Here is a 12,203-nt window from a genome sequence, read left to right on the forward strand (position 1 = left end):
CGGGTCAGGCCGGCTTCAGTTCCAGATTCTCGTACACTGTCGCCGTGGCCAGTCCGCCCGCACAGCAGATGGCCTGAAGTCCATATTTCTGCCCGGTCCGCCTCAGCTCGTGGATCAGACTGGTTGCCAGCCGGGCTCCGGTCGCACCCAACGGATGGCCGAGGGCGATCGCACCGCCGTTGACGTTAAGCCGGTCTGCGCCCACGCCGGTCGCCTGCATCCACATCAACGGTACGCTGGCGAACGCCTCGTTGACCTCGAACAGGGCGATGTCGTCGAATGAAAGGCCGGCCAGGGCGGCGGCCTTGCGGCTGGCGGAGATGGGACCTTCCAGCATCAGGGCCGGATCGGCGCCGACCACGGCCACTGACCGCACGAGCGCCAACGGCGTCAGGCCGTACTTCTTCACCGCCGCCTCGGAAGCCAGCAGGACGACCGCCGCCCCGTCGGAGATCTGCGACGCATTGCCGGCTGTGACGCGGCCGTTCTCCCGGAAACTGGTCTTCAACGTCGAGAGCTTTTCGCGGCTGGTGTCGCGCCGAATGGTCTGGTCGGCTTCCAGCGTGTATCGGGACCCGTCCCAGTCCTTCTCGCAAAGGTCGGCGACCGGAACAGCAATGGACTCGGCCAGGAAATATCCCGCATCGGTCGCGACGGCGGCGCGCCGATGGCTTTCCGCCGCGAAATCATCCAACGCGTCTCGGTCGAATCCGTACTTGTCAGCGATCCTCTCGGCGGCCTCGCCCTGAGATGTCAGCTCATAGCGATCCGACACCATCCAGCCGAAAGCCTCGCCGTGGAGGGCGCGGTTGGACCCCATCGGCACGCGAGACATCGCCTCGGCTCCGCCCGCGACGACCAGGTCGCCAAGACCCGCAGCGATCTGGGCGGCGCCGATGTGGATGGCGGCTTCCGACGACCCGCATTTACGATCGATGGTCATGGCGGGAATTGTCTCGGGCCAGCCGGCGCCCAGCAAGGATGTCCGCGCGATATTGGCCGACTGTTCACCGATCTGGGTCACATTGCCGAAGATCACGTCGTCAATCTGGCTCGCATCCACCCCGGCGCGGGCGATCAGTTCGTTCAGCGCATGGGCGCCGAGATGGTCGGCGCGCACGCCCGCCAGCCCCCCGCGAAACTTCCCGATCGGGGTGCGAACCGCAGCGACGACATAGACCGGGTTCACAGGCTGCTCCCGCGCAGCCCCGAGCCCGGCACCTTGACGCCGTTTTCGTATTTGTAGACCCCCCAGCCGACCTTGCGGCCATAGCGTCCGGCCTTGACCATCTTGATGATCAACGGACAGGGCCTGAACTTGTCGCCCAAGGTGGCGTGGAGATATTGGAGCACCGCAAGGCGCGTGTCCCAGCCGGTCAGGTCACCGAGTTCCAGCGGCCCCATCGGATGATTGAATCCGAGCCTCAGCGCGATGTCGATGTCCTCGGCCGTCGCGGCGCCTTCCTGCAGCATCCACATCGCCTCATTGCCGGCCATGGCTGACATCCGGCTGGTGGTCAGACCCGGCGTCTCATTGACGACGATTGCGGTCTTGCCGAGCTCGGCGACATAGGCACGGCAACGCCCCACGGCTTCATCAGTTGTGGCCAACCCCCGGACCAGCTCGACCAGCTTCATCTTCTGGACCGGGTTGAAGAAATGCATCCCGATGACCCGTGTCGGATCCTCGCAAGCCGCAGCGATCTCGGTCACGCTTAGCGCAGAGGTGTTGGTGGCGATCAGGCCGGTCGAGGCCATCACGGCCTCAGCCTTGCGCACCACATCGATCTTGATCGCCAGGTTTTCCGAAACCGTCTCGACGAGCAGATCGGCGCTCGCCGCCCCTTCGGTAACACTCTCCCACGTCGACAGCCGCGCCAGGGCCGCGGCCGCGGCCGATTCCTCGACCTTGCCCAGCCGGACCCCGTCGGCGAGGATCCCCGCGATCGTCTTCTCCGCCTTGGCCAGCTGTTCGGCCGAGACGTCGATCAGACAGACATCATGCCCCGACGACGCGAACGCGTGAGCGATCCCCACGCCCATCAGGCCGGCTCCCACCACTGCTACCTTGGCCAACGCTCTATCCTCTTCCTGAATCAAATCGTCGCGTCGCCAGGGCCGATGCGGCGATGGGCGCCGCCGCTGCGGGCCGCGTAGATGCGGGCTTGCCCCCGCGCGCGACGGATCAGCCGTCATTATCGTTGCCCGAACTCTACCGGGAAACTGGTCGATCCCGCAAACACAATTCTCTGTTCAGAACGATATTCTAACGTGTATAGGCTTCTTGGCTCCAGAATGAGCCGTTTCAGCCGTCCGGGAAGACTTTGTGAACCTGCTCGACCAGTTCGGTCCGCCTGTCCTGCCGTCAGGCCTGGAACCCCTCCGCGCGGCGGTCCGAGCCTTCGTGGCCGAATGGGCCCCGACCTGCCCCGCTGAAAAGCGCGCCCTGTCGTGGATGGGTTTCGACGCGAACTTCAGCAGTGCGCTCGGTGCTAAGGGCTGGTTGGGCCTCAGTATCCCGAAACAGTACGGCGGCCATGACGCATCTCCGTTCGACCGGTTCGTAGTCAACGAGGAATTGCTCGCCGCCGGCGCGCCCGTCACCGCCCACTGGATCGCCGACCGCCAGAGCGCGCCGCTGATCCTCCGCCACGGCACGGAGGCGCAGAAGCAGCGTTACCTGCCCGCTATCTGCGCCGGCGAACTGTTTTTCTGCATTGGCATGAGCGAGCCCGCCTCCGGTTCGGACCTCGCCTCGGTGCGCACGAAGGCCGATCGTCAGGTCGATGGCTCGTGGCTGTTGAACGGCCGCAAGGTCTGGACGACCAACGCCGACCGCTGCCACTTCATGGTCGCCCTGGTCCGCACCGACCCGGCCAGCGAGCGCCATGCGGGCCTGTCCCAGATCATCGTCGACCTGACACTGCCGGGCGTCATGATCCGGCCGATCGCGGACCTCTCCGGCCATGAGCATTTCAACGAGGTGACCTTCGACGACGTCCGCCTGGATGCCGACGCCCTGATCGGCGTCGAAGGCGACGGCTGGGCTCAGACGACGTCGGAACTGGCGTTCGAACGCAGCGGCCCCGAACGCTTCCTCAGCGCCATGACCCTGTTCCGCTGCCTGGTCGGAGCCATCGGCCCTACGCCGGACGCGCGTCAGGCGATGGAGATCGGCCGTCTGGCCTCCTGGCTGATCTCGTTGCGGTCGATGTCGATATCGGTCACCACCCAGCTTGCCTCAGGCCAGGACCCGGTCTGGGCCGCCTCCTGCGTCAAGGACCTGGGCACTGGCTATGAGCAGGACACGGTCGAGGTGGCGATACGGCTGATCGATTCCCTGCCGGCCGGCGACCGCGCGAGGACCGCCCGAAACGTCCTGGACATCACGCAGAGCATGGCCCCGTCCTTTTCCCTGCGCGGCGGCACGCGGGAAATCCTGCGCGGCATTCTCGCGCGTGGACTGGGAGTGCGCTGATGAGATCCCTGCTTCAGGACTCGATCGAGCGGCTGCTGGCCGACGCCGTGACGCCCGACCTTCTCCGCGCCGCCGAGACCGGCGCATGGTCAACAGACCTCTGGGCCGAGATCGAATCCTTGGGCCTGCCCCTCGCCGCCGTTCCCGAAGATCTGGGCGGCACGGGCTCAAGCTGGACCGACATCTTCGTCGTCATCCGCGCCTGCGGAGCCGCGGCCGCGCCCGTTCCCTTGCCCGAGGCCATTCTGGCCAACAGCTTCTTGGCTGCGGCGGGCCTCGAACCGCCGGAAAGCGGGCCGATCGTCTTCGCCGCGGGCTCGGCCCACGCACCACTCGCAGACGTCCCGTGGGGCCGTCACGCCCGGTGGCTGGCGCTGCACGACGCCGACACGGGCCGCATCGCCCTGCATTCCCTCACCGATGCGCAGATCGCCGCCGACTGCAATGTCGCGGGCGAACCTCGCGATATCGTCACCTTGGCGTCAGGATCACTCGTCGCTGACGCCGCCACCTCGACGGCAACCGACGCCGTCATGCTGGCCGGGGCCATGCTGCGGTCGGCGCAACTGGCCGGAGCATTGGGTCGGTTGACCGAAATGAGCGCGGATTACGCCAATGAACGGGTCCAGTTCGGCCGTCCTATCGGTAAATTCCAGGCGGTCCAGCAACAGCTGGCGGTCCTCGCGACCCAGGCCGCGGCCGCCGTTGCAGCAGCCGAAGCGGCCTTCCTGATGGCCAGCCCTGGCGCCGACTTCCTGACCACGGCCTCGGCCAAGGCCGTGTCCGGCGAGGCCGCCGGCAAGGGCGCGGGGATCGCCCATGCCGTCTTCGGCGCCATCGGCTTCACCCACGAGCACAGCCTTCATTTCCTGACCCGTCGCCTCTGGGCCTGGCGCGCCGAATACGGTTCTGACGCGTTCTGGGCCGAGCGTCTGGGCCAGTCCATCGCGGCGGCGGGCGACGACGGCCTGTGGCCCCTGGTTACCGGCGCATTTGCGGAGACCCCGACCCATGGCTGACTTCCTGCTCAAATCCCACGACGGGCCCGTGGCCATCTGGACGCTGAACCGGCCCGAATCCCGCAACGCCTTCAGCAAGCCTGAGGACATGTTCGAGATCGAGGACGCCTGCGAGGAAGTTCGCGCCGATCCCTCTGTTCGAGTCGTCGTCCTGACCGGGGCAGGCGCCTCGTTCTGCGCCGGCGGCGACATCAAGGCCATGCGAGACCGGACCGGCATCTTCGAAGGCTCGCCGTATCGCCTGCGCAACCGCTACCGCGACGGCATCCAGCGCATCCCGATGGCGCTTTACGAACTCGAGACCCCGGTCATCGCGGCGGTCAATGGTCACGCCATCGGCGCCGGTCTGGACTTCGCCTGCATGTGCGACATCCGCATCGCGTCCGAGACCGCGACCTTCGCCGAGAGCTTCGTCAAGCTGGGCATCGTTCCGGGCGACGGCGGCGCCTGGCTGTTGCCCCGGATCGTCGGCATGCCGCGCGCCAGCCATATGGCCCTGACCGGCGACGCGCTGAACGCCCAGACAGCACTCGACTGGACGTTGGTGACCCAGCTGACGGCCCCGGAGGATCTGATGACCACCGCCATAGCGCTGGCGCACCGGGTGGCCTCCAGCCCTGGCCACGCCTTGCGCCTGACCAAACGCCTCCTCCGCGAGGGTCAGCATATGCGGCTGGGTTCGCTGCTGGAACTGTCGGCCGCCTATCAGGCCTTGGCTCATCACACCTCGGATCATGCCGAGGCGGTCGCGGCGATGATCGAGAAACGCCCCGCCGTCTATACCGACAGCTGACGGAGCCATGACCATGCGCAAGGTGTTCCGCGACGACCACGAGATGTTCCGCGACCAGGTCCGGCGTTTCGTGGAAACCGAGATCGTTCCCCATCACGCCCAGTGGGAACGTGACGGCATCGTGCCGAAATCCTTGTGGCTGCGCGCCGGCGAAGAAGGCCTGCTGTGCGTCACGGCGCCCGAAGAATACGGCGGCGCCGGCGGCGACTTCGGCCACAGCGCCGTCCTGATCGAGGAGCTGGCGCGGGTGAATGCGACGGCCGTCGGCTTCACCACCCACTCAGACATCGCGGTGCCCTATCTGGTCAACTACGGGACCGACGACCAGAAGACTCGCTGGCTGCCGCGCCTGATCGGCGGCGAGCTGATCGCCGTCATCGCCATGTCCGAGCCCCAGATCGGCAGCGACCTGCGGGGCATGAAGACCAAGGCCATGCGCGACGGAGACCAATATATCCTGTCGGGCCAGAAGACCTTCATCACCAACGGAATCAATTCGGGCCTCGCCATAGTCGCGGCCAAGGTCGAGGGTCAGGCCAATCCCAAAGACATCACCCTGTTCTGCGTCGAAGACGGCACACCCGGTTTCGAGAAGGGCAAGAAGCTGGAGAAGATCGGCCTGCGCGGCCAGGATACTTCGGAGCTTTTCTTCTCCGACGTGCGGGTGCCGGTCGAGAACATGCTGGGTGAGGAGAGCGGGGGCTTCGCCTGTTTGATGACCGAACTGGCCAAGGAGCGGCTGGTTATCGGCATCCGCGCCGCCGCCTCGCTGGAATCGATGCTGGACAAGACCGTCGCCTACACCAAGGACCGTGTTGTGTTCGGAAAGCCGTTGTTCGAGTTCCAGAACACCCGGTTCAAACTGGCCGACGTCAAGGCGCGGACCCAGATGCTGCGCGTGTTCATCGACGATTGCCTGCAAAAGCTGCTGGACGGCGAGCTGACGCCCGAGACCGCCGCCATGGCCAAGCTGACCAGCGCCGAACTGCACGGCCAGTTGCTGGATGAATTGCTCCAGTTGCATGGTGGTTATGGCTATATGAGCGAGTACGATGTCGGGCGCGCCTGGGTCGATGCGCGGGTCGCCCGCATCTATGCCGGCACCTCCGAGATCATGAAGGAAATCATCGCCCGCACACTTTGACAGGCGATCAGGAGCAGGCTCATGGATTTCGGCATCGCCGGAAAGCACGCCCTCGTCTGCGCCTCGTCATCGGGGCTCGGCAAGGCCTGTGCGATCTCGTTGAGCCTCGAAGGCGCGGAGGTCTGGATCAACGGTCGGGACGCCGGACGGCTTGAGGCCGCGGCGGTCGAGATCGACACTCTGACCGGACGACGCCCCCATACCGTCCTCGCCGACGTCGATACCGCCGAGGGGCGTGCGACGGTTCTGGCCGCCTGTCCCGCTCCCGACATTCTGGTCTGCAATAGCGGCGGTCCAAAGCCCGGTCGTCTCGAGGACTGGACCGAAACCGCCTGGAGCGAGATTGTCGCCGCGAAGATGATCTCCCCGATCCTGCTGATCCAGTCGATGATCGGAGGCATGCGCGAACGAGGCTTCGGCCGTGTGGTCGCGATCACCTCGGCCATGGTCAAGACGCCGAAATTCCCGATGGCCCTGTCCACCGGACCTCGCGCGGGCCTGACCGCCTTCTGCAAGGCCTTGGCGGGAGAGGTCGCTAGCGACGGCGTCACGGTCAACTGCATACTTCCCGAGAAGGTCGAGACGGATCGACTGGCCCAGATGACCCGGTCGTTGGCCCGTGTCCGCAAGATCGATGAGGTCAACGCCCGCGCCGAGATGGTCTCGTCGATTCCCGCCGGGCGGTTCGGCCGGCCGTCCGAGGTCGGCGACGCCTGCGCCTTCCTGTGTTCCGACCGCGCCGGCTATATCACCGGCCAGAACCTGCAACTGGACGGCGGCGCCTATTCGGGCCTGATCTAGGCGTCCTTTACGATCCGGTTCTTGAGGACGCCGATCCCCTCGACCTCCAGCTCGACCTCGTCGCCGGGCTTCAGAAACCGTTGGGCCTCGAGGCCACAGCCGTTGCCGATGGTGCCGGACCCCAGGAACTCGCCGGGATAGAGGGTTTCCGATCGCGAGATGTAGGCGATCAGGTCCTCGAACTTCCAGCGCATCGTGCTGGAGTTGCCCCTGCCCCACTCGTCGCCGTTGACCCGCGCGATCATCGTCAGGTCATAGGGGTTGGGCATCTCATCGGCCGTGACGATGCAGGGTCCCATGGCATTGCCGGTGTCGAAATCCTTCCCCTTGGCGGGACCGAGCTGGCCAATCATCTCGACGGCCTGGGCGTCCCGCGCGCTGAAATCGTTGTAGATCGTGTAGCCGAAGATGTAGTCGCGGGCCTTCTCGACCGGCACGTCCTTGGCCGCCTTCTTGATGTAGACGCCGTACTCCAGTTCGAAATCCATCATCCGCGAATAGGCTGGCCACATTACCGTTTCGCCGGACCCGATCACCGAGAACCGGTTGGCCTTGTAGTAGATCGGCTGTTTGGCGAAGAGGTCCAGGATCCGTTGCTCAGCGTCTGACGGCCCCGTGTCGGCCAGGACTTCGACACCCTTGGCCTTGGCCCGCATCTCGCGCGCGGCGGCATAGCATTGGCGTAGGTGCAGTTCGAAACAGCTGCAGTCACGCATCTGGGGCGGCGGCTGTATCGGCGCCTTGAGAGTCACCGCAGCGTAGTCGAATATCGCAGCGTCGGGTGCGGACTTCACCGTCTCTATCGCCTTGTCCAGGCCAGAGTCGCCCGCCTCGACAAGAGCCAGAATGTCGTCGAGTTCCAAAGCTGCTTCGCCATGCAACTGGCGAAAGGCGGCCCCCATGTCGACGATCCGCGAATCGCCATCGATGAAGGCCCCGGCGCGACGACGGCCGTCGGTTTCGAAAGTCACCAGGCGCAAGGGCGTCTCCCTGAGTAGCCGGTTCCCCGACGCTCACATTTCGTCCGACGCACACCGTCGCACGGCCCGGCGACGTTAGCAGACAGCAGTTCTACTACAACTCGGGGCCAGCCCTGTATCGAAATGCAATTCTGCTGCCCGAACATCATGCGGGAGTTACGAAGGTGAGACGATGTTGACGAGCGTTGCCGTCAGGGCCTCCAGTGTGGCCGCGGGTCCCCAGAAAGGATGGTCTGGTGACCCGGCAACGGCTCCCTCCCGCGCCGTCAGAATGGCGCGCAACCCGATGCTGAGGAACACCAGCCGGCGCTCAAGCACTTCGGGCGGCGCCGGAGAAAGGCGGCGAATATGATTGAGGCAGCGCTGGTAGCCCCGGTTCCAGCCATCCGCGACGATAGCGTCTAGGGCCGCGCGGTTCTGCATGCTGAACGTGCTGATGAAACGGAGATAGTCACCCTCCCCCTCCTGATCCTCAGCCAGTGCTGTCGAGGGCAGGATCAGAATCTCCATCACCTGCTCAAGCGTCGTCGGACCGCCATCGGCCTCCAGCGCGTCCAGCATCGAATTGCGGCGCTCGTCGATCAGACGGGCGCCGTCGATGACCAGTTGCGTGACGAGGTCGTCCTTGGATCCGAAGTAATAGTGCAGCGAGGCGCCGTTGCGCTGGCCGGCTGCGGTCAGGATATCGCGCACTGAAACCGCATCCACGCCACGCGTGGCGAACAGGCTCTGAGCGGCTCGCTTGATCGCACTTCGGGCGATATCGGCTTTCATGGATTGACGGTCTAACCCGAGCGTGACAAATAAAACAACTGTTTCATTCTTTTGCTTTAGGTCACCCCCCTTGGACCTCGACTTCACCGGCCGGAACGTCCTCGTCGTCGGCGGATCGAGCGGCATTGGTCTGGCCTGCGCCCAGATGTTTGCAGCGCGGGGCGCCGAAGTCGCCGTCACAGGCACCCGCGCGACCAAGACTGCCTATGGCGACGGCGCCAAGGCGCTCGAGCCTTTCGCCTTTTCGAGCCTTGATGCAGCCGTCCCCGGCGCGGTTGAGGCCTGGGTCCCGCCCTTCAACGTCCTGGACGTGGTGATCCTGTCCCAAGGCGCGGTCCTGTACCGTCGCCAAGAATTCGAGATCGAGGCGTTTCGGCAAGTTGTCGAGGTCAACCTGAACAGCCTGATGGCATGCGCACAGAAGCTGGCGCCGGCGCTCGAGGCCCACGGCGGGAGCCTGATCATCATCAGTTCGGTCGGTGGACTCCGGGCCGCACGCGGCAACCCCGCCTATTCAGCGTCGAAGGCCGGCGCCATCCACCTGACTCGCGCCCTCGGCGACGCGTGGGCCGGTCGCAGTATCCGCGTCAATGGCATAGCCCCCGGCCTGATCGCTACGAAGATGACCGAAGTCACGACCTCCGACCCCACCCGCCTGCAAGAACGCCTCAAGGGCATCCCGCTGAACCGCCTTGGGCGCCCGGAAGAAATCGCCGGCGTGGCGCTGTTTCTCGCCTCACCGCTCGCCGCCTACATCGTCGGCGAGACCATCGTCGTCGATGGCGGCCGAACCCTGTCCTGACAATCAGAACGAACGGAAATGCCGATGGCCTGGGAATTCGAGACCGACCCCGATTTCGCCGAACAACTGGCCTGGATCGATGCCTTCGTCCGCGACGAGGTGGAGCCGTTGGACCTGCTGCTGCAAAGCCCTTTCGACGTCGATCACCCCCTGAATCGCCAGTTCATCCGGCCGCTGCAACAGCAGGTCAAGGATCGCGGCCTCTGGGCCTGCCACCTCGGCCCCGAACTCGGCGGCCCCGGCTACGGTCAGGTCAAGCTGGCTCTGATGAACGAGATTCTTGGCCGCTCGGTCTTCGCCCCGACCGTGTTTGGGTGTCAGGCCCCGGACTCGGGAAATGCCGAGATCCTCGCCGTCTATGGGACTGAGGCCCAGAAGGCGCAGTACCTGAAGCCCCTGCTGGCCAACGACATCGTCTCCTGCTTCTCGATGACGGAGCCTCAGGGCGGCGCGGACCCCACGACCTTTTCCGCTCGCGCCGTGCTGGAAGGCGACCGGTGGGTGCTTAACGGCGAAAAATGGTTCGCCACCAACGCCCGTTATGCCAGCTTCTTCCTGGTAATGGCCGTGACCGATCCAGACGCGCCACCACATCGTCGGCTTTCGGTCTTCATCGTTCCCAAGGGCACGCCTGGCCTCGAGATCGTTCGCAACGTCGGCTACGGCGATCGCGACCCGGGTCACGCCTATCTGCGCTTCACCGACGTTGCCGTGCCTCTGGATCACATGCTGGGCGGCCAGGGCGACGGCTTCGTCGTGGCTCAGGTGCGGCTCTGGGGCGGACGTATCCACCATGCCATGCGCACCATCGGCAAGGCGCGCCAGGCCTTCGATATGCTCTGCGACCGCGCCCTGTCGCGCGTCACCCGCAACGAGCCACTCGCCAACAAGCAGATGGTTCAGGAGAAGATCGCCGACAGCTGGATCGAGCTGGAGCAGTTCCGCCTGCTGGTCCTGCGCACCGCCTGGAAGATCGATCGGGAGAAGGACTACAACAAGGTCCGCGGCGACATCTCGGCTGTGAAGGCGGCCATGCCCAAGGTCTTGCACGACATCGCCGCGCGCGCCGTCTACGTCCACGGATGCTTGGGTTTGTCGAACGAGACGCCGCTGGCCTCGATGGTGCTGGACTCATTCCAGGTCGGCCTCGCCGACGGTCCCACCGATATTCACAAAGTGACCTTGGCCAAGCAGCTGCTGCGCGGCCGATCGCACTCACAAGGGCTCTTTCCCGATTATCATGTCCCTGCACGACGCGCGGCCGCCCTAGCCAAATACGGCCTCTCCGGTGACGAGGCTGGCCTGAAGGCGGCGGTCGCGTGACCATTGATCGCCCACACGGGCTGGAACTAGTCGATCTCGAAGACCTGGCGAACTGGATGGACGGTCAGGACCTGGGTTCAGGCCCAATCATCGATGTCGTGCAGTTGACAGGGGGCTCACAGAACGTGCTGCTGCGCTTCAAGCGAAGCGGTCGCGAGTATGTCCTGCGCCGTCCGCCGCTGAACCCGCGACACGACGGCAGCGACACCATGCGGCGTGAGGCCCGGGTACTGAAGGCGCTGAAGGATTCGGACGTGCCTCATGCAGGGCTCATCGCCGCCTGCGGCGATGCCTCCGTGATCGGCGCGGCCTTCTATTTGATGGAGCCGCTTGACGGCTTTAACGCGGCGGTCGACATGCCGCCGCTGCATGCCGGATCACCCGCTGCCCGTCACGCCATGGGACAGTCGGTGATCGAGGGCCTCTCCCGCATCGCCCTGATCGACTACGAAGCCGTCGGCCTGGGCGATTTCGGCAAGCCCGACGGCTTCCTCGAACGTCAGGCGCGCCGCTGGATGAAACAACTCGACAGCTATGGCGAGTTCGAGGGCTGGCCCGGCGTCGAGGGTCTGCCCGATGTCCATGCGATCGGCGACTGGCTGGAACTGCACCGCCCGGCGACCTTTCGTCCCGGCCTGATGCATGGGGATTTTCACCTCAAGAACGTGCTGTTCCGTCAGGATGCCCCGGAGCTTGAGGCCGTCATCGACTGGGAACTGTCGACCATCGGCGATCCGCTCGTCGATCTCGGTTGGCTGTTGGCAACCTGGCCTGGCCCAGGAGGCGACATGAGCCAAACGACCATCGTCGTCCAGCCATGGGAAGGCTTCCCCGAGGCCGAGGAGCTGGTCGAAGTTTATGGCCGGCTGACCGGCGCGGACCTGTCGAACCTGAACTGGTACCGGGTCTTCGCCTGCTACAAGCTGGCCCTGATCCTGGAGGGCTCCTACGCCCGCGCCTGCGCCGGCAAGGCCCCGATGGATATCGGCATGCGGTTACATGGCAACGCAGTTCGCCTGCTCGGCCGCGCCGGGCGCTGGATCGGAAACAAGCGGACATGAAAACGCCCGCAGAGGCCTGATCCTGCGG

12 protein-coding genes are annotated in these 12,203 nt (G+C 65.3%); 8 read left to right on the forward strand and 4 right to left on the reverse strand.

The window, feature by feature from the left end:
* Positions 1 to 4: 4 nt before the first annotated feature.
* Both B3E43_RS11790 and B3E43_RS11795 read right to left on the reverse strand, forming a co-directional pair.
* Positions 5 to 1,189: a thiolase family protein gene (locus B3E43_RS11790; protein ID WP_292029697.1), complete on the reverse strand. Its 1,185-nt coding sequence runs from the start codon at positions 1,187 to 1,189 to the stop codon at positions 5 to 7.
* Complete coding sequence (locus tag B3E43_RS11795; RefSeq protein ID WP_292029698.1) at positions 1,186 to 2,076, reverse strand: 3-hydroxyacyl-CoA dehydrogenase; 891 nt, start codon at positions 2,074 to 2,076, stop codon at positions 1,186 to 1,188. Before B3E43_RS11795 ends, B3E43_RS11790 begins: the two co-directional genes overlap by 4 nt.
* Before the next feature lie 250 nt (positions 2,077 to 2,326).
* On the opposite strand from B3E43_RS11795, the gene B3E43_RS11800 reads away from it, so the two are divergent.
* Genes B3E43_RS11800 through B3E43_RS11820 form a run of 5 tightly spaced genes read left to right on the forward strand, consistent with a single transcriptional unit; the run spans position 2,327 to position 7,235 of the window.
* A complete protein-coding gene (locus tag B3E43_RS11800) occupies positions 2,327 to 3,478 on the forward strand; it encodes an acyl-CoA dehydrogenase family protein (RefSeq protein ID WP_292029701.1) in 1,152 nt (383 codons plus the stop codon).
* A complete protein-coding gene (locus tag B3E43_RS11805; RefSeq protein WP_292029703.1) occupies positions 3,478 to 4,497 on the forward strand; it encodes an acyl-CoA dehydrogenase family protein in 1,020 nt (339 codons plus the stop codon). Before B3E43_RS11800 ends, B3E43_RS11805 begins: the two co-directional genes overlap by 1 nt.
* Complete coding sequence (locus B3E43_RS11810; protein WP_292029704.1) at positions 4,490 to 5,290, forward strand: crotonase/enoyl-CoA hydratase family protein; 801 nt, start codon at positions 4,490 to 4,492, stop codon at positions 5,288 to 5,290. The genes B3E43_RS11805 and B3E43_RS11810 overlap by 8 nt, the downstream gene beginning before the upstream one ends.
* Before the next feature lie 7 nt (positions 5,291 to 5,297).
* The gene (locus B3E43_RS11815; protein ID WP_292029706.1) at positions 5,298 to 6,434 is read left to right on the forward strand and encodes an acyl-CoA dehydrogenase family protein; all 1,137 of its coding nucleotides are present in this window, start codon (positions 5,298 to 5,300) and stop codon (positions 6,432 to 6,434) included.
* A gap of 21 nt (positions 6,435 to 6,455) precedes the next feature.
* Positions 6,456 to 7,235 carry an SDR family oxidoreductase gene (locus tag B3E43_RS11820; RefSeq protein ID WP_292029709.1) on the forward strand — a complete coding sequence of 260 codons (780 nt, stop codon included), beginning with the start codon at positions 6,456 to 6,458 and terminating at the stop codon, positions 7,233 to 7,235.
* Here the strand turns inward: B3E43_RS11820 and B3E43_RS11825 are convergent.
* Both B3E43_RS11825 and B3E43_RS11830 read right to left on the reverse strand, forming a co-directional pair.
* Positions 7,232 to 8,206 (reverse strand): fumarylacetoacetate hydrolase family protein, encoded by a 975-nt coding sequence (locus B3E43_RS11825; protein WP_292029949.1) that lies wholly within the window; start codon positions 8,204 to 8,206, stop codon positions 7,232 to 7,234. The two genes, B3E43_RS11820 and B3E43_RS11825, sit on opposite strands and share 4 nt — an antisense overlap.
* A 165-nt stretch (positions 8,207 to 8,371) precedes the next feature.
* Positions 8,372 to 8,989, reverse strand: a complete 618-nt coding sequence (locus B3E43_RS11830) for a TetR/AcrR family transcriptional regulator (protein WP_292029710.1) — start codon at positions 8,987 to 8,989, stop codon at positions 8,372 to 8,374.
* A 70-nt stretch (positions 8,990 to 9,059) separates the two neighbouring features.
* Here B3E43_RS11830 and B3E43_RS11835 point away from each other — a divergent pair, with 70 nt between their 5' ends.
* The 3 genes from B3E43_RS11835 (at position 9,060) to B3E43_RS11845 (ending at position 12,175) form a co-directional block, all read left to right on the forward strand.
* Positions 9,060 to 9,791, forward strand: coding sequence for an SDR family NAD(P)-dependent oxidoreductase (locus tag B3E43_RS11835; protein WP_292029711.1), 732 nt, complete (start codon positions 9,060 to 9,062; stop codon positions 9,789 to 9,791).
* A 99-nt stretch (positions 9,792 to 9,890) separates the two neighbouring features.
* Positions 9,891 to 11,114 carry an acyl-CoA dehydrogenase family protein gene (locus B3E43_RS11840; RefSeq protein ID WP_349677587.1) on the forward strand — a complete coding sequence of 408 codons (1,224 nt, stop codon included), beginning with the start codon at positions 9,891 to 9,893 and terminating at the stop codon, positions 11,112 to 11,114.
* Positions 11,111 to 12,175, forward strand: a complete 1,065-nt coding sequence (locus B3E43_RS11845) for a phosphotransferase family protein (RefSeq protein WP_292029715.1) — start codon at positions 11,111 to 11,113, stop codon at positions 12,173 to 12,175. Before B3E43_RS11840 ends, B3E43_RS11845 begins: the two co-directional genes overlap by 4 nt.
* The last annotated feature ends 28 nt before the right edge of the window (positions 12,176 to 12,203 follow it).

Source organism: Brevundimonas sp. UBA2416 (assembly GCF_002343105.1).
In the GTDB taxonomy this organism is placed as follows: Bacteria; Pseudomonadota; Alphaproteobacteria; order Caulobacterales; family Caulobacteraceae; genus Brevundimonas.